Below are 16,200 nucleotides of genomic sequence, written 5' to 3'. Positions count from 1 at the left end.
CAAGGCAACAGCCATGGCGACCACCACCCCGGCCCAGCCCAACCCGGCCCAGCCTACCCCAGACCGACATGCCGCGCTGACCCGCTCGGGGCTGAACCTGATCCAGCAGGCGATCTCGATCTTCGACGCCGACCTGCGGCTGGCGGTCTGCAACCGCCCCTATCAGGCGATGTTCGGCCTGCCGGACGAACTGACCTGGCCCGGCGCCAGCTTCCAGGACACCATCCGCTACCTGGTGCATCGCGGCGAATACGGGCCCCAGGACGACCCCGAGACCGCGATTCGCGAGCGCGTCGACCAGGCCCGCACCTTCCAGCCGCATTACATGGAGCGCAAGCGCGCCGACGGCCGCTGGATCTCGGTCGAGGGGGCGCCGCTGTCGCAAGGCGGCTGGATCGCGGTCTATACCGACATCACCCAGATCAAGCGGCAGGAAGAACTGCTGCGCGCCCGCTCCGAGGAGCTTTCCGAACTGGTGCTGGACCATGCCGAGCGGCTGTCGGCCGCGAACCGCGCGCTGGCCGCGACCAATGCCGCGCTGGAGGAGGCCAAGCGCATCCTGACCGAATCCGAGGCCCGCACCCGCCATGTCACCGCCATGGTGCCGGCCCATATCGCGCATATGGACCGCGACTATCGCTATACCTTTTCCAACAACCAGATCGCGGCGGTGTTTCCCGGTGCCGACCGCGGCATCATCGGCCGCGCGGGCGAAGAGGTCTTGGGCCGCGAGACCTTCGACCGCATCCGCCCGCATATGGACCGCGCCGTCGCCGGCCAGCCGCAGGTGTTCGAGATCACGCACCCACCCTCGGGGCGGCGCATCCGCATCGCCCTGACCCCGGACCCGACCGGGCGCGGCGCCTATGTGCTGTCGACCGACGTGACCGCCGAGGTGCAATCGCGCGAGGCGCTGACCCATGCCGCCAAGCGCGCGCTGGCGGCGCAGATGACCTCGGGACTGGCGCATGACTTCGGCAATCTCCTGACCATCATCCTCGGCCTGCAAACCCGGCTGGCGCGCGCCGGCCTGCCGCCGGAACAGGCCGAGGACGTGCAGGCGACCCTGGCCGCCGCCCGGCGCGGGGCGACGCTGCTGGACGGCATCGCCGCGCTGACCGGCAAGCGCGAGCAGCACCCGCAGCCGGTGGACCTCAGCGCGCTGTTCGAGCACCTGGCCGCCATGGCCCGGCCGACGCTGGGCGCCGCCGTGACGCTGGAACACGCCACGACCAACCTGCCGGCGCGGGTGATGCTGGACCCCGGCGCGCTTCAGGATGCGCTGCTGAACCTGATCCTGAACGCCCGCGACGCCATGCAGGGCAAGGGCCGCATCGGCTTGCAGGCCCGCACGGCCGGGCGCTGGCTGGAAATCACCGTCACCGACAGCGGCCCCGGCTTTTCGGACGAGGCGCTGGCCCGCGCCACGCAGCCCTTCTTCACCACCAAGGGCAGCAAGGGCAGCGGGCTGGGCCTGTCGATGGTCTATGACCAGGTCAAGCTGGCCGGCGGTACGCTGCGGCTGGCGAACCTTGCCCAGGGCGCGCAGGTCGCGATCCGCCTGCCGCTGCGCGCCGCCCGCCCGCATCTGGTCCTGCTGGTCGAAGACGACGACGCCATCCGCAGCCATATCCGCGAGTTGCTGACCGCCCAGGGCCATTCGGTGATCGAGGCCGGATCGCTCTCCGAGGCGCAGGGCCTGACCGACCTGACCGGCCTGACGCTGATCCTGTCGGACCTGCAGCTGGGCGACGGCTCGGGCGCCGCCCTGCGCGGGCGCGGCCTGCCCGTGGTGCTGATGACCGCGCTGCCGCCGGGCGATCCGGGCAGATCGGGGCTTGACGGGCCGGTCCTGACCAAGCCCTTTGGCGACACCGAACTCGCCCTGGCCCTGGCAGATACCGATGACTGACGCGCCCCTGATCGCCATCCTCGACGACGAGCCCGAGATCCGCCGCCTGCTGTCCGCGGCGCTGGAGGAGGCGGGTTTTCGCACCCTGGGCTTCGGCCGCGCCACCGAGTTCGAGGCGGCGCTGCGCCGCATCCAGCCCGAGGCGATCCTGATCGACCTGGGCCTGCCCGACCGCGACGGGCTGGCGCTGGTGCACCGGCTGGCCAGCGAAAGCGGCGCCGCGATCATCATCATCTCGGGCCGGGCGCAGGTGCAGGACCGGGTGACGGGGCTGGAGCTGGGCGCCGACGACTATATCATCAAGCCCTTCGAGCCGGCCGAAGTCGTGGCCCGCATCCGCGCCCGGTTGCGCAAACCCCAGCGCGACGCCGGCCCCGGCCGCCAGCAGATCCGCTTCGCCGGCTGGGCCGCGGATTTCGACCGCTATACCCTGACCTCGCCCGAGGGCGCCGAGACGCCGATCTCGCATGCCGAGGCCGAGGTCTTGCGGCTGTTTCTCGACAACCCGCGCCGGCTGATCTCGCGCGCACAGATGCTCGAGACGCTGGGCGGCACGGCGGGGGAAAGCTTCGACCGGGCGATGGACGTGCGCATCTCGCGCCTGCGCACCAAGCTGGGCGAGGATCCGAAGAACCCGCGCCTCATCAAGACGATCTATGGCGCCGGCTATATCTTCCTGGCCGAACTGGGCTAGGATCCACCCGAAAGCAGCGGAGATTGCCATGCCCACCGTCTATGTCCTGAACGGCCCGAACCTGAACCTTCTGGGCCAGCGCCAGCCCGAGATCTATGGCAGCACCACGCTGGCCGACGTGGAACGCGACTGCAAGGCGACGGCGGCCGAACTGGGCCTGACCATCGACTTCTTCCAGTCGAACCACGAAGGCGCGCTCATCGACAAGATCCACGAGGCGCGGTTGCGGGCACAGGCCATCGTCATCAACCCGGCCGCCTTTACCCATACCTCGGTCGCGATCCTCGACGCGCTGAACACCTTCGACGGCCCGGTGCTCGAGGTGCATATCTCGAACGTGCACAAGCGCGAGGGCTTCCGCCACCATTCCTATGTCAGCCTGCGCGCCGAGGGCGTGATCGCCGGCTTCGGCGTCAACGGCTATCTGCTGGCATTGCAGCAGGCGGCGAAGATGGTCGGCTAGGCCCGGCCGGCCAGATGCCCAGGTTCTGGCGGAACCATTCGTAGCAGGCGCCATTGGCATCGCCCCGGCCCTTGCCCTGCAAGGCAAAGTCCAGAAGCGCATGGCAGCGGGCGGTCCGGCATTCGCCCGGCACCCGGCCCTCGGCGTTCAGCCAGATCGGCACGCCGTTCAGCGCCAGGTTCCCCGACAGCCAGGGATCGTCCACCGTCCACAGCAGCTCGGGGATGTCGAAGGCGCTGTCGGGCATGAACTCGGGCCGCAGCATGGCGCCGCCATAGCCCTTGAGCACATCGACATGGCCCGAGCGCAGCCAGGCATGCGGCTTGACCAGCCCCAGCGTGGCCGCGCGCAGCAGGCGATAGCGCCAGTCCTTGCGGCGCGGCACCGCGCGCGGCTCAAGCCCGCCGGCATGGCCGGGAACGAAGCCGCCGGCCTCGGCGATGACGCAGCCCGGATGCGCGCGTCGCGCCGCCAGGAAGCGGCTGGTCCACAGCGGATCGTAAAGCCGGTCGTCGTCGCACAGCAGCAATTCGCAATCCTGGCCGCGAAAATCCCGCACCGCCGGCAGGATCTTGGTCGCCGGGCCCAGGTCGTCCTCGACCGTGACGATGCGCACGCCCTGGGGCACCGCCGGCAGGCTGCCGTCCCAGTCGGGAAAGCGGCGATAGCGGCGCGGCAGGTAAAGCCGCACCTCGTCGGGGCGAACCTGCTGTTTCAGCAGCGATTTCAGGGTCGGCTCCAGCCCGGCAAAGCGCGGCGGGATCGAGGACAGGGTCACGACAAGAGGCAAGCTGGCTTCCTAGGTCAGTTCGGGCGTGCCCTCCTAACGCGCTCCAGCTTACAATTGGCTGACGGCCGCCGTCACGATCGCGTCAGAACAGCCCGCGCCGCGCCAGCGCCGCGCCCAGCGCCTGGGCGCCGGTGAAATGGATGCCGTCGATGCCAAGCGCCCGGGCGCCCTCGACGTTGTCGGGATTGTCGTCGATGAAGATGCAATCCTCGGGGCGCAAGCCATTGCGGTCCATCAACAGGCGATAGATCGCCGGCTCGGGCTTCAGCGCGCCCACCCGTCCGGAAACCACGATGTCGCGGAACAGCCGGCCCAGCCGGGGATGGATTTCCAGCGCATGGGGCCAGGTCTCGGCCGCCCAGTTCGTCAGGCCATAGAGCGGCACCCCCCGCGCCAGCAGCGCCTCGGCGATTTCCCAGGCGCCGGGCACGGTCTTTTCGATGGTCAGCGGAAAGCCGGCCAGATAGCCCGCCAGGTGCCGGGCCTCGTCGCCATGCGCCTCGCGCGCGGCCTGCAGCCCTTCGGCAAAGCTGCGCCCGCCGTCCTGCGCCCGGTTCCAGCCGTCGAAGCCGATGCGCGCCATCCAGGCCTCGGCCGCGGCGCGGCTGGTGAAGACATCGGCAAAGGCCAGCGCCGGATCCCATTCGATCAGCACCGCCCCCAGGTCGAAGATCACGCTTTTCATCGCCGGCCTCCCTTGCCATCCGGCCGGATCGTGCCGAAACACGGCCGGCCCCGCAAGCCGGCGCGCTTCTGCCGGGCGAAAAGCCGTGCTAGAGCCGGGAAAACCACGGGGAAAGGGAACGCGATGACCATATCGGTGGCTGGGCTGGGCTATGTCGGCATGTCGATCGCGGTGCTGCTGGCGCAGCACGACGCGGTGGTGGCGCTGGACATCAGCGCCGAGCGGGTGGCCCAAGTGAATGCCGGCCGCTCACCCATCGAGGATGCCGAGATCAGCCAGTGGCTGGCGGAAAAGCCGCTGCACCTGCGCGCCACCACCGACCCGGCCGAGGCCATGGCCGGCGCCGAATTCGTCATCGTCGCCACGCCGACGAATTACGACCCGCGCTCGAACCGCTTCGACACCTCCAGCGTGGAAAGCGTGATCGCGCTGGCCCGCCGCCACGCGCCGCAGGCGACCATCGTCATCAAGTCCACCGTCCCGGTCGGCTTTACCCAGCGCATGCGCGAAAAGACCGGCCATGACGGCATCCTGTTCTCGCCGGAATTCCTGCGCGAAGGCCGGGCGTTGCAGGACAACCTGCACCCCTCGCGCATCGTGGTGGGCGACCACGGCCCGGCCGCGCATCGGCTGGCCGATCTGCTGGCCCGGGGCGCGATCCGCAAGGACATGCCGATCCTGTTCACCGGCTCGACCGAGGCCGAGGCGATCAAGCTGTTCTCGAACACCTATCTCGCCATGCGCGTGGCCTATTTCAACGAACTCGACAGCTATGCCGTCGCCCGCGGGCTGAACACGCGCGAGATCATCGAGGGCGTCGGCCTCGACCCGCGGATCGGCGAGCATTACAACAATCCCAGCTTCGGCTATGGCGGCTATTGCCTGCCCAAGGATACCAAGCAATTGCTGGCGAACTACGACCAGGTGCCGCAAAGCCTGATCGCCGCGGTGGTCGATTCCAACCGCACCCGCAAGGATTTCATCGCCGAGGAAATCATCGCCCGGCGTCCGAAGCTGGTCGGCGTCTATCGGCTGGTGATGAAATCCGGCTCGGACAATTTCCGCGACAGCTCGATCCAGGGCATCATGAAGCGGATCAAGGCCAAGGGCATCCCCTGCATCGTCTACGAACCGGTGCTGGAACAGGAGCATTTCTTCAACAGCCCGGTGGTGCGCGACCTCGACGCCTTCAAGGCCCAGGCCGACCTGATCATCGCCAACCGCCAGGCGCCCGAACTGGCCGACGTGCAGGACAAGCTTTACACCCGCGACCTGTTCGCCCGCGACTGAGCTTGCCAAAGCCGCGCGCCGGCCCTAGTGTCCCGCCACGACTCATACACTTGGGGGGCCCCGAACGGGGCTGAGAGGTGCCAGGCACCGACCCATCGAACCTGATCCGGCTCATACCGGCGGAGGGAAGGGTAGAGTGTCGCGGCAACAGCATCATGTCAGCCGCCACCCCCTCTCCGCCGCCTCGACCGGACAATGAAAGGCGGATCATGGCGGGACCAGCTCGCATCGCGCTGACCATCGCCGGCTCGGACAGCGGCGGCGGCGCCGGCATCCAGGCCGACCTCAAGACCTTCTCGGCGCTGGGGGTCTATGGCGCATCCGTGATCACAGCCATCACCGCCCAGAACACCCGCACCGTCGCGGCGGTGGAGGCGGTCTCGCCCGCCATGGTCGCGGCGCAGATCGACGCGGTTTTCGGCGATCTGGACGTGCGCGCAATCAAGATCGGCATGGTCGGCGGCCCGGATGTGATCACAGCCGTCGCGGACCGGCTGCACATCGCGCTGCAAGCCGATCCGATCCCGGTGGTGCTGGACCCGGTGATGGTGGCGAAATCCGGCGATGCGCTGCTGCCCGACGCGGCGGTCCAGGCGCTGCGTGACCGGCTGCTGCCGCTGGCGACCGTCCTGACTCCGAACCTGCCCGAGGCCGCACGGCTGCTGGGCGGCGCCCCGGCCGGCACGCCCGCGGAGATGGCCGAGCAGGGCGAGGCGCTGCGTGCCCTGGGCGCGGGCCATGTGCTGATGAAGGGCGGCCATGCCGAGGGCGAGACCTGCACCGACCTGCTGGTCGGTCCGCAGGGCTTTCAGCTGTCGGCGCCGCGCCAGCAGACCCGCAATACCCATGGCACCGGCTGCTCGCTGTCCTCGGCCATCGCGGCGGGGCTGGCGCTGGGGCTGGACCTGCCCGCTGCGGTCACCCGCGCCCATGGCTGGCTGCAAGGCGCCATCGGCGCCGCCGACGGGCTGGGGGTCGGGTTGGGCCATGGGCCGGTGCATCACTTCTACAAAATGTGGGGTGACGAATGAACGACATAACAATCCTTGGTAGCGGCGTGATGGGACTCGCCATTGCCGCGACCCTGCTTGACCGCGGCGTCATCCCCCGCGTCATCGACCCCGCCGGCAAGCCCGGCGCGCAGGCCTGCAGTTGGCGTGCCGGCGGCATGCTGGCCCCCTGGTGCGAAGCCGAAAGCGCCGAGCCGGTGGTCCTGCGCCTGGGTGTTGACGCCGCCGACTGGTGGCAGGCGCATGGCGCCGAGGTCATCCGGCGCGGCACGCTGGTGCTCGCCCCCTCGCGCGACCGGGCGGAACTGGACCGCTTCGCCCGGATGACAGAGGCGCATCGCCCGGTGGACGCTGACGCCATCGCCGCGCTGGAGCCCGAATTGCAGGGCCGGTTCGCGCGCGGGTTGTTTTTCGAAAGCGAGGCGCATCTGAACCCCCGCGCCGCCCTCATGGCGCTGCGCGACCGGCTGACCGCTGCCGGCGTCGCCATCGAGACCGAAGGCGAGCCGACGGGCCTGATCGTCGACGCCCGCGGATTTGCTGCCCGCGACGCCTTGCCCGACCTGCGCGGCGTGCGGGGCGAGATGCTGGTGATCCGCTGCCCCGAGGTTCAGCTGACCCGCACCATCCGCCTGCTGCATCCGCGCATCCCCCTATATCTTGTTCCAAGAGGGGACGGTGTATACATGATAGGCGCCACGATGCTGGAAACCGGCGGCAAATATCGCGTCACCGCGCGCTCGGCGGTCGAGATGCTGTCGGCCGCCTATGCGCTGCATCCGGGCTTTGCCGAGGCCGAGATCCTCGAACTGGGCTCGGACGCCCGCCCGGCCTTCCCCGACAACCTGCCGCGCCTGCGCCGGCGTGGAAACACGCTGTTCGCCAACGGCCTCTATCGCCACGGCTATCTTCTGGCCCCCGCCGTGGCCCGCATGGCCGCCGACCACCTGCTGGACGGCCAGATACCGGAGTTCATGGATGAAAATCACCCTTAACGGCGAAAATCGCAGCCTTGCCGGGCCCTCGGTCCAGGATGCGCTGGACGAAATCGGCCTGGGCGCGGCCAAGGTCGCCACGGCGCTGAACGGCGCCTTCCTGCCCGCCGCCGCCCGCGCCGGGACCACGTTGAAGGATGGCGACGCGCTGGAAGTCGTGGCGCCGATGCAGGGGGGCTGAGATGCCGCAATTCTACGGAACCCATGTCGAAAGCCCGCTGATGCTGGGCACGGCGCAATACCCCTCGCCCGCGATCATGGCCGAGGCCTTCCACGCCTCGGGCGCCGGCATCGCCACGGTCAGCCTGCGCCGCGAGGGCGGGGCGGGTCAGGATTTCCACAATCTCATCAAGGGATTGAATATCCCGGTCCTGCCCAACACCGCCGGCTGCCATTCCGTGCGCGAGGCGGTGACCACCGCCCAGATGGCGCGCGAACTGTTCGGCACGCCCTGGATCAAGCTCGAGGTCATCCGCGACGACGACACGCTTTGCCCCGATGTGATCGCCCTGGTCGAGGCGGCGCGGATCCTGTCGGACGACGGCTTCCAGGTCTTTCCCTATTGCACCGAGGACCTGTCGGTCTGCGGCCGGCTGCTGGACGCGGGCTGCGCGGTGCTGATGCCCTGGGGCGCGCCCATCGGCTCGGGCCGCGGGCTGAACAACCCCTATGGGCTGCGCAGCCTGCGGGCGCATTTCCCGGACGTGGCGCTGGTGGTGGACGCGGGCATCGGCCTGCCCAGCCATGCGGCGCAGGCGATGGAGCTGGGCTATGACGCGGTGCTGCTGAACACCGCCGTCGCCAAGGCCGGCGACCCGGTGGCCATGGCCCGCGCCATGGCGCTGGCGATCGAGGCCGGCCGACTGGCGGCTGGCGCCAATCCGATCGAGGCGCGCGACATGGCCGCGCCCTCGACCCCTCTTTTCGGCATGGCGGTGCTGGCATGAAACTGCCGCGTTTCTACCCGATCTTCGACAGCGCCGCCTGGCTGCGCCGCGCCCTGCCCCTGGGTGTCAAGCTGGTGCAGATCCGCATCAAGGACCAGCCCGCCGCGCGCCTGCTGGGCGAGCTGGCGCTGGCGCAGGAACTGTGCCGCGAACATGGCGCCACGCTGGTCGTGAACGACCACTGGCAGGCCGCCATCGAGCTCGGCTGCGATTTCATCCACCTGGGGCAGGAGGATCTGGACACGGCCGATATCGCCGCCATCCGCCGCGCCGGCATGCGGCTGGGGATCTCGACCCATGACCATGCCGAGCTGGACCGGGCGCTGGCGCTGGCGCCCGATTACGTCGCCCTGGGCCCGGTCTGGCCGACGATCCTGAAGAAGATGAAATGGGAACAGCAGGGCCTGGACCGGGTGCGGGAATGGCGCAAGCTGGTCGGCGCCACGCCCCTGGTCGCCATCGGCGGCGTCACGCCGGAACGCGCCCGCGAAGCCTTCGCGGCCGGCGCCGACCTGGCCTCGGCGGTGACCGACATCACGCTGAACCCCGACCCCGAGGCCCGCATCCGCGAATGGCTGAAGGTGACGGCATGAGCCGCTATCTGCGCCAGATGGTGCTGCCCGAAGTCGGCGCCGAGGGGCAGGAGCGCCTCGAAGCCGCCCATGTCCTGGTCGTCGGCGCCGGCGGCCTGGGCGTGCCGGTGCTGCAATACCTGGCAGGCGCCGGCATCGGCCGCATCACGCTGATGGACCCCGACACGGTCGAGGAAACCAACCTGCACCGCCAGCCGCTCTATCGCATGAAGGACCTGGGCCGGCCCAAGGTGCAGGCCGCGGCGCTGGCGGTGACGCGGCTGAACCCCTTGGTCCTGCTCGAGGGCCGGCGCGAGGCGCTGACCCCGGCCAATGCGCCGGCGCTGGTCGCCGCGGCCGACGTGGTGCTGGACTGCGCCGACAGCTACGCGGCCAGCTATACGCTGTCCGACGCCTGCCTTGCCGCGGGCAAGCCGCTGATCTCGGCCTCGGCGCTGGGGATGGCGGGCTATGCCGGCGGCTTCTGCGGCGATCCCGGGCAAGGCGGCGCCCCCAGCCTGCGGGCGCTGTTCCCCGACCCGCCCGACAGCGGCCAGACCTGCGCCACGGCGGGCGTGCTGGGGCCGGTGGTCGGCATGCTCGGCTGCCTGCAGGCGCAGATGGCGCTGCGGCTGCTTCTGGGCACCACCCCCTCGCCCCTGGGCGAGTTCACCCGCCTGGACAATGGCCGCGTCACGCAATTCCGCTTTGACGACGCGCCGGAAAGCCCGGGGCCCCGTTTCATCGCCAGGCAGGACATCCGCCCGGGCGACCTGGTCGTCGACCTGCGCGACCGCGACGAGGCGCCGCGCAAGGCCACGCCCAAGGCGCTGCGCATGCCCGGCTATGGCGCCATCGGCCCGCTGCCCGAACCCGGCCGGCGCGCGGTGCTGGCCTGCCGCTCGGGGCTGCGCTCATGGCGCGCCGCCGATGCGCTTTCGCGCCGCTGGGACGGCGAGATCACCCTTCTAGCCCTGGGAGACGAGACTTGAAGCACCTGCCCCTTGCCGCCGCCGCGCTGGCCCTGCTGGCCCAACCCGTCCTTGCCGCCGACAAGGTGACGCTGATGCTGGACTGGTTCGTGAACCCCGACCATGCCCCGATCATCGTCGCCCAAGAAAAGGGCTTCTTCGCCGACGAGGGGCTGGAGGTCGAGGTCGTCGCCCCCGCCGATCCCTCGGACCCGCCCAAGCTGGTCGCGGCGGGCAAGGCCGATTACGCCATCAGCTACCAGCCGCAGCTGCACCTGCAGGTGCATGAGGGCCTGCCGCTGAAGCGCGTCGGCACGCTGGTCGCGACGCCCTTGAACTGCCTGATGGTCAAGGCCGACGGGCCGGTGCAGCAGCTTGCTGACCTCAAGGGCAAGAAGATCGGCTTTTCGGTCTCGGGGGTCGAGGAGGCGCTGGTCGGCCAGATCCTCGGGACCGCCGGCCTGACCATGGCTGACGTCGAGATGGTCAACGTCAACTGGTCGCTGTCGCCGGCGCTGATCGCCGGCCAGGTCGATGCCACCATCGGCGCCTATCGCAATTTCGAGCTGACGCAGATGCGGCTGGAAGGCGCCGAGGGCCGCTGCTTCTTTGTCGAGGAAAGCGGCGTGCCGACCTATGACGAGCTGATCTTCGTCGCCAATCCGCAGACCATGGACAAGGACCGCACCACCCGCCTGCTGCATGCGGTCGAGCGCGGCGCGCAATATATGGTCAACCACCCGGACGAAGCGTGGCAGCTGTTCTCGGCCACCGCCCCCGATCTCAAGGACGAGCTCAACGCCGAGGCGTGGAAGGAAACCCTGCCGCGCTTTTCGCAATCGCCGGCGGCGCTGGACCAGGGCCGCTATGCGCGGTTCGAGCAGTTCCTGCATGACGCCGGGCTGGTCGACTCGGTTCTGCCGGTCTCGGACCTGGCAATGGATGTGGGGGCACAATGAGCTACGGTGAAAGCTTCGCCCGGCTGCGCGCGGCGGCGCCCGACTGGGACGCCTATACCCGCCACGGCTTCGTCGAGGGCATGCGCGACGGCAGCCTGCCACGCGCAGATTTCCTGACCTATCTGGTGCAGGACTACCTGTTCCTGATCCAGTTCAGCCGTGCCTGGGCGTTGGCTGTGGTCAAGGCGGGCGATCTGGACGAGATGCGGGCCTGCGCCGCCACCGTGCATACGCTGCTCGATCACGAAATGGCGCTGCATGTGCAGACCTGCACCGCAGCCGGCATCGACACGGCGGCGATGCTGGCGACGCCCGAGGCGGTGACGAACATCGCCTATACCCGCTATGTGCTCGACGCCGGGCTGTCGGGGGATTTCCTCGACCTGCTGGCGGCGCTGATGCCCTGCGTGCTGGGCTATGGCGAGATCGGCCTGCGCCTGGCGGCCGAGGCCGCGCCGGACACGCCCTATCGCGACTGGATCGATACCTATGCCGGCGCCGAATACCAGCAGGCCTGCCGCGACGCCGGAGCGCTGCTGGATCGGGCGATCCGCAAGCGCCTGGGCGACGCGCCGCAGCAAAGTCCGCGCTGGAATGCCCTGACGGACCGCTTCGCCACCGCGACCCGGCTCGAGGCCGCCTTCTGGGATCTGGGCCGGGCATGACGGCACGGGTGCGGGGCCAGGCCTGGGTCGGCGAGACGCCGCTCTTCGCCCCCATCGACCTGACGGTCGCCGAGGGTGGCTGGACCTGCCTGCTCGGTCCCTCGGGCGTCGGAAAATCCACCATCCTGCGCCTGCTCGCCGGGCTGGACACCGGCGCCCGCTTCCAGGGCGAGGTCATGCGGGACGCCCCCGTCGCCCTGATGGCGCAGGATCCGGGGCTGATCCCCTGGCTCGACGTCGCCGGCAATGTCACGCTGGGCGCCCGGCTGCGCGGCACGCTCCCGGCTTCTTTCTTGTCGAAATATCCCGGGGGGCGCGAGACCGACCCCATCGAGGGGTCGGCCTCGCGGGGGGCAGAGCCCCCCTCGGACCCCGCCGCCCGCGCCGCGCATCTGATCGAGGCCGTGGGCCTTGCCGACCGCATCCACCACCTGCCCGCGAACCTGTCCGGCGGCCAGCGCCAGCGCGTCGCCCTGGCCCGCACGCTCTTCGAGGACCGGCCGCTGGTGCTGCTGGACGAGCCCTTCTCGGCGCTCGACGCCCGCACCCGGGCGCAGATGCAGGACCTGTCGGCCCGCCTGTTGAGCACCCGCAGCATCTTGCTGGTCACGCATGACCCGGCCGAGGCCGCCCGGCTGGGCGACCGCATCCTGCTCTTGCGCGAAACCGGGCTGACCGACTGGCCGGTGCCCTTACCCCGGCCCGAAGCCGCGGCCCGGCCCTTCGACGCGCCCGAGGTGCTGGCGCTGCAGGCCGAGCTGATGCGCGGGATGATGGCATGAGAACCGCCCTCGCCCTGATTCTGACCGTGCTCTGCCTGTGGCAGGGGCTGATCTGGCTGGCGCAGATGCCGCCCTTCCTGCTACCCTCGCCCCAGGCCGTGGCCGAGGCGCTGTGGCTCAACCGTGCCGAGATCGCCCGCCACGCCGGCTTTACCTTGGCCGAGGTGGTGCTGGGCTTTGTCCTCGGCGCGGCGCTTGGCGCGGCGCTAGCCATCGCCATGGGCTTCTCGGACCGGCTGACCGGCGTGTTGCGGCCGATCCTGACCTTCAGCCAGACCATCCCGGTCTTTGCCTTGGCGCCGATCCTGACGCTGTGGCTGGGCTTCGGCATGGCGCCCAAAATCGCCGTGACCGTGCTGATCGTGTTCTTCCCGGTCGCCAGCGCCTTCCTGGACGGGCTGATGCGCACGCCGCAGGCGGCGCTGGACCTGGCGCAGGTGATGGGCGCCAGCCGCATCCGCATCATGCGCCACCTGCGCATCCCGGCGGCGCTGCCCAGCCTGGCCACCGGGCTTCGGCTGGCGGCGGTCTATGCGCCCATCGGCGCGGTGATCGGCGAATGGGTCGGTGGCGCCCGCGGCCTCGGCGCGCTGATGATCCATGCGAACGGCAGGATGAAGACCGACCTGGTCTTTGCCGCGCTGCTGGTCTTGTCGGTGATGACGGTGATCTTTGCCCGGGCGGTCGCGCTGGCGCTGCACCGGGCCTGGCGCCGCTACGGCGCCTAGACCAGACGCGCGGCGCGGGCCAGGTCCTCGGGCGTGTTCAGGTTCAGGAACGGATCCAGCGGCCGGCTGTCGAAGACCGCCCGGCCGGGATCATAGGCGGCGGCGAACTGGCCGATGCGGTGCAGCCCCGATTCCAGCGCCGCGCGCAGGTCGTCTTGCAAGGCCACCGGCCACAGCGCGCAGGTCGGATGGTCGCGCAGCCGACCGCTTTCGTCCGGGCTGGCGGCGACCGCCAGCCCGCTGCGGCCGCGCGCCTCGCGCAAGCGGTGCACCAGATCCTCGGGCAGGAAAGGCGTGTCGACGGACACGCTGACCACGCCATCCGCGCCCCCGGCCGCCGCCCATTCCATCCCGGCCAGCACGCCGGCCATCGGCCCGGCAAAGCCGCCGAAACCGTCGGCGATCACCGGCAGCCCGTAATTGGCAAGGGCCTCGGGCTCGCCATTCGCGTTGATCGCGAGCGCGCCGCATTGCGGCGCGAGGCGCGCGATCACCCGCGCCAGCAGCGTCTCGCCGCCCAGCAGCCGCAGGCCCTTGTTGCCGCCGCCCATCCGGGTCGACAGGCCGCCGGCCAGGATGACGGCGGGCAGCGGCGTCATTGCAGATGCGCCGAAATCGCCCGGGCCAACGCAAAGACCCGCTGCTCCAGGATCACCGGCGTCTCGCAGACATAGGTCAGCGACTGCTGGCGGTCCTGGAAAATGCGGCTGTCCCAGTCGAGCTTTTCCTCTTCGGCGTCGATGGCGTCGAAATCGGGCGTCTCGGCCTTTTGCAGCGCCTCCATGCGGTCGCGCCGCTCCTGGATGCGCTTGGCCAGATCGACCTGCTTGTGGCCATAGCGCGCGATGCCCGAGATCAGCGCGCTGCGATCCGGGTCGATGCGTTCGAAGATCGCCAGCATCAGCGCGCTCAGCTTCTGATTGTCGGCAGCCTTGGAGAATTCGGCGATTTCGGCCTCGGCCTGCGCGAGCGGCAGGCGGCGCTGCTCGAGCCGGTCGGCCAAGGCGGCGATCTCGGGCGTCTCGGCCAGGCTGCGGATGGCCTCGTCGGGCTCGGGGCCGGACCACATCTGCCCAAGCGACAGATGCGGCTGCTTGCGCTGCACGCAGGGCCAGTCGGGATCGGTGCCGCTTTCGGCATGGGCGGCGCCCGCCGCCGCCAAGGCCATGGCCAGAAACAGGTATTTCATGCTCCCCCCTTTCGCCGGGCCCAGAGTCCCTTGGCCGGATCATACATGATGACGGAACCGGCAAAGAACAGCACCAGGCACCCGGCCACCACCAAGAAGGACATGAGATCGAAGCGGCCGTAAAGGGCAAAGCGGATCAACTCAACCGCATGGGTGAAGGGATTGGCGGCACAGATGTCGTGCAGCAGCGTCGAGCTTTCGCGCATCCGCCACAGCGGATAGAGCGCGGTCGAGGCGAAGAACATCGGGAAGATCACGAAATTCATCACCCCGGCGAAGTTTTCCAGCTGGCGGATGGCCGAGGACAGCAGAAGCCCCATCGCCCCCAGCATCAGCCCCGACAGGAACAGCGCCGGCAGCACGGTCAGATAGCCGACGGGCGGCGGATCGACGCCCCAGAACCAGGCGATGGCCAGGAAGGTATAGACCTGGATGATCGACACCAGCACGCCCGCGACCAGTTTCGAGGCCAGCAGGAACCAGCGCGGGAAGGGGCTGACCAGCAGGGTGCGCATCGCCCCGGTCTCGCGGTCATAGACCATGGACAGCGACGACTGCATGCCGTTGAACAGCTGGATCATCGCGCAAAGCCCGGGGGTGACATAGACTTCATACAGCACATAGGTCTGGTAGGGCGGCGTGATCGACAGGCCCAGCACGGCGCGGAAGCCGGCGGCAAAGATGAAAAGCCAGACCAGCGGCCGCACCAGCGCCGCGAGGAAGCGGCCGCGCTGGGTGACGAAGCGCAGCGTCTCGCGCCGGGCGATGCCCATAAAGCAGGTCAGCCACATGCGGGGCGTCATGCCTGTTCCCCCGTCAGCCGCAGGAAGGTGCCGGTCAGGTCGTCGCCGCCGATGCCCTGGGCGGTGCCCCGGGCCAGAACCTCGCCGCGATGCAGGATCACCAGCCCGTCCTCGGGCCGGATCTCGTCCAGGATATGCGTGGCCCACAGCGCCGAGACCCCGGTCGCGGTCAGCGCCCGGGTCAGCGCCACCACCTCGGCGCGCGATTTCACGTCGAGGCCCACGGTCGGCTCGTCCAGCAGCAGGATCTCGGGGCGGTGCATCAGGGCGCGGGCGATCTCGGCCCGGCGGCTCTGGCCGCCGGACAGCGCCGCGACCCGCGCGTCCAGCCGGTCGGCCAGATCGACCTGGGCCAGCACCTCGGCCGCGCGCGCCCGCGCGGCGCGGCGCGGCATGCCATGCAGGGCGGCGTGATATTCCAGGTTCTGCGCCACGGTCAGATCGGCATCCAGCGCGCGGGACTGGAACACCACGCCCAGCCGGGCCAGCGCCGCGCCGGGCTGGCGGCGCAGGTCATGGCCCGCGACCTCGATCCGGCCCGAATTGTTGTCGTAAAGCCGGGTAATCAGCGAAAACAGCGTGGTCTTGCCGGCGCCGTTCACCCCCAGAAGCGCGGTGAAGCCGCCGCGCGGCACCGACAGCGACACGTCCTTCAGCGCCTGAAAGCGGCCGAAGGCGTGGCTGACATGCTGGATCGAAAGCGCATCGTTCATGGGATAAGGGGCGCGAGGCTGGCCCGCGCCCA

At 69.8% G+C, this 16,200-nt stretch carries 20 protein-coding genes and 1 riboswitch; of the genes, 14 read left to right on the top strand and 6 right to left on the bottom strand.

What is annotated here, in order from left to right; all coding sequences use genetic code 11:
* The first annotated feature begins 13 nt into the window (after window positions 1–13).
* Genes ASV56_RS08930 through aroQ form a run of 3 tightly spaced genes read left to right on the top strand, consistent with a single transcriptional unit; the run spans window position 14 to window position 3,069 of the window.
* On the top strand, window positions 14–1,912 hold the full coding sequence (locus tag ASV56_RS08930; protein ID WP_156429115.1) for a PAS-domain containing protein: 1,899 nt from the start codon (window positions 14–16) through the stop codon (window positions 1,910–1,912).
* A complete protein-coding gene (locus tag ASV56_RS08925) occupies window positions 1,905–2,606 on the top strand; it encodes a response regulator transcription factor (RefSeq protein ID WP_062561662.1) in 702 nt (233 codons plus the stop codon). Before ASV56_RS08930 ends, ASV56_RS08925 begins: the two co-directional genes overlap by 8 nt.
* A 28-nt stretch (window positions 2,607–2,634) precedes the next feature.
* Complete coding sequence (gene aroQ, locus ASV56_RS08920; protein ID WP_062561661.1) at window positions 2,635–3,069, top strand: type II 3-dehydroquinate dehydratase; 435 nt, start codon at window positions 2,635–2,637, stop codon at window positions 3,067–3,069.
* Here aroQ and ASV56_RS08915 read toward each other — a convergent pair.
* Window positions 3,020–3,859, bottom strand: coding sequence for a glycosyltransferase family 2 protein (locus tag ASV56_RS08915; RefSeq protein ID WP_253879931.1), 840 nt, complete (start codon window positions 3,857–3,859; stop codon window positions 3,020–3,022). The genes aroQ and ASV56_RS08915 overlap by 50 nt on opposite strands.
* Window positions 3,860–3,941: 82 nt before the next feature.
* Window positions 3,942–4,544 carry an HAD family hydrolase gene (locus ASV56_RS08910; protein WP_062561659.1) on the bottom strand — a complete coding sequence of 201 codons (603 nt, stop codon included), beginning with the start codon at window positions 4,542–4,544 and terminating at the stop codon, window positions 3,942–3,944.
* Window positions 4,545–4,667: 123 nt separating this feature from the next.
* Between ASV56_RS08910 and ASV56_RS08905 the strand changes: the two genes are divergently transcribed.
* The 11 genes from ASV56_RS08905 to ASV56_RS08855 all read left to right on the top strand — a co-directional run bounded on the left by ASV56_RS08905 (window position 4,668) and on the right by ASV56_RS08855 (window position 13,463).
* Window positions 4,668–5,834: a nucleotide sugar dehydrogenase gene (locus ASV56_RS08905; protein ID WP_062561658.1), complete on the top strand. Its 1,167-nt coding sequence runs from the start codon at window positions 4,668–4,670 to the stop codon at window positions 5,832–5,834.
* 41 nt (window positions 5,835–5,875) lie between these two features.
* A riboswitch (TPP riboswitch) is annotated at window positions 5,876–5,979 on the top strand.
* 64 nt (window positions 5,980–6,043) lie between these two features.
* Window positions 6,044–6,865 carry a bifunctional hydroxymethylpyrimidine kinase/phosphomethylpyrimidine kinase gene (gene thiD / locus ASV56_RS08900; RefSeq protein ID WP_062561657.1) on the top strand — a complete coding sequence of 274 codons (822 nt, stop codon included), beginning with the start codon at window positions 6,044–6,046 and terminating at the stop codon, window positions 6,863–6,865.
* The gene (locus ASV56_RS08895) at window positions 6,862–7,839 is read left to right on the top strand and encodes an FAD-dependent oxidoreductase (RefSeq protein ID WP_062561656.1); all 978 of its coding nucleotides are present in this window, start codon (window positions 6,862–6,864) and stop codon (window positions 7,837–7,839) included. The genes thiD and ASV56_RS08895 overlap by 4 nt, the downstream gene beginning before the upstream one ends.
* Complete coding sequence (thiS, locus tag ASV56_RS08890; protein WP_062561655.1) at window positions 7,823–8,020, top strand: sulfur carrier protein ThiS; 198 nt, start codon at window positions 7,823–7,825, stop codon at window positions 8,018–8,020. The genes ASV56_RS08895 and thiS overlap by 17 nt, the downstream gene beginning before the upstream one ends.
* A 1-nt stretch (window position 8,021) precedes the next feature.
* A complete protein-coding gene (locus ASV56_RS08885; protein WP_062561654.1) occupies window positions 8,022–8,786 on the top strand; it encodes a thiazole synthase in 765 nt (254 codons plus the stop codon).
* A complete protein-coding gene (locus ASV56_RS08880) occupies window positions 8,783–9,379 on the top strand; it encodes a thiamine phosphate synthase (protein ID WP_062561653.1) in 597 nt (198 codons plus the stop codon). Before ASV56_RS08885 ends, ASV56_RS08880 begins: the two co-directional genes overlap by 4 nt.
* Window positions 9,376–10,350 (top strand): HesA/MoeB/ThiF family protein, encoded by a 975-nt coding sequence (locus ASV56_RS08875; RefSeq protein ID WP_062561652.1) that lies wholly within the window; start codon window positions 9,376–9,378, stop codon window positions 10,348–10,350. Before ASV56_RS08880 ends, ASV56_RS08875 begins: the two co-directional genes overlap by 4 nt.
* On the top strand, window positions 10,347–11,288 hold the full coding sequence (locus ASV56_RS08870; RefSeq protein WP_062561651.1) for an ABC transporter substrate-binding protein: 942 nt from the start codon (window positions 10,347–10,349) through the stop codon (window positions 11,286–11,288). The genes ASV56_RS08875 and ASV56_RS08870 overlap by 4 nt, the downstream gene beginning before the upstream one ends.
* A complete protein-coding gene (locus ASV56_RS08865; RefSeq protein WP_062561650.1) occupies window positions 11,285–11,953 on the top strand; it encodes a TenA family protein in 669 nt (222 codons plus the stop codon). Before ASV56_RS08870 ends, ASV56_RS08865 begins: the two co-directional genes overlap by 4 nt.
* A complete protein-coding gene (locus ASV56_RS08860; protein ID WP_156429114.1) occupies window positions 11,950–12,735 on the top strand; it encodes an ABC transporter ATP-binding protein in 786 nt (261 codons plus the stop codon). The genes ASV56_RS08865 and ASV56_RS08860 overlap by 4 nt, the downstream gene beginning before the upstream one ends.
* Window positions 12,732–13,463 carry an ABC transporter permease gene (locus ASV56_RS08855; RefSeq protein ID WP_062561648.1) on the top strand — a complete coding sequence of 244 codons (732 nt, stop codon included), beginning with the start codon at window positions 12,732–12,734 and terminating at the stop codon, window positions 13,461–13,463. The genes ASV56_RS08860 and ASV56_RS08855 overlap by 4 nt, the downstream gene beginning before the upstream one ends.
* Here ASV56_RS08855 and mobA read toward each other — a convergent pair.
* Genes mobA through ASV56_RS08835 form a run of 4 tightly spaced genes read right to left on the bottom strand, consistent with a single transcriptional unit; the run spans window position 13,460 to window position 16,168 of the window.
* On the bottom strand, window positions 13,460–14,062 hold the full coding sequence (mobA, locus tag ASV56_RS08850) for a molybdenum cofactor guanylyltransferase MobA (protein ID WP_062561647.1): 603 nt from the start codon (window positions 14,060–14,062) through the stop codon (window positions 13,460–13,462). The genes ASV56_RS08855 and mobA overlap by 4 nt on opposite strands.
* A complete protein-coding gene (locus ASV56_RS08845; protein WP_062561646.1) occupies window positions 14,059–14,652 on the bottom strand; it encodes a hypothetical protein in 594 nt (197 codons plus the stop codon). Before ASV56_RS08845 ends, mobA begins: the two co-directional genes overlap by 4 nt.
* Entirely contained in the window at window positions 14,649–15,455 is an 807-nt protein-coding gene (locus ASV56_RS08840; RefSeq protein ID WP_062561645.1) for an ABC transporter permease, read from the bottom strand. The genes ASV56_RS08845 and ASV56_RS08840 overlap by 4 nt, the downstream gene beginning before the upstream one ends.
* Window positions 15,452–16,168, bottom strand: a complete 717-nt coding sequence (locus ASV56_RS08835) for an ABC transporter ATP-binding protein (protein ID WP_062562292.1) — start codon at window positions 16,166–16,168, stop codon at window positions 15,452–15,454. Before ASV56_RS08835 ends, ASV56_RS08840 begins: the two co-directional genes overlap by 4 nt.
* Window positions 16,169–16,200 lie beyond the last annotated feature (32 nt).

Origin of the sequence: Paracoccus aminovorans (genome assembly GCF_001546115.1) — a bacterium.
GTDB lineage: Bacteria > Pseudomonadota > Alphaproteobacteria > Rhodobacterales > Rhodobacteraceae > Paracoccus > Paracoccus aminovorans_B.
Note: the sequence above shows the minus strand (reverse complement) of the source record. Positions and strands in the feature narration are given on the sequence as shown.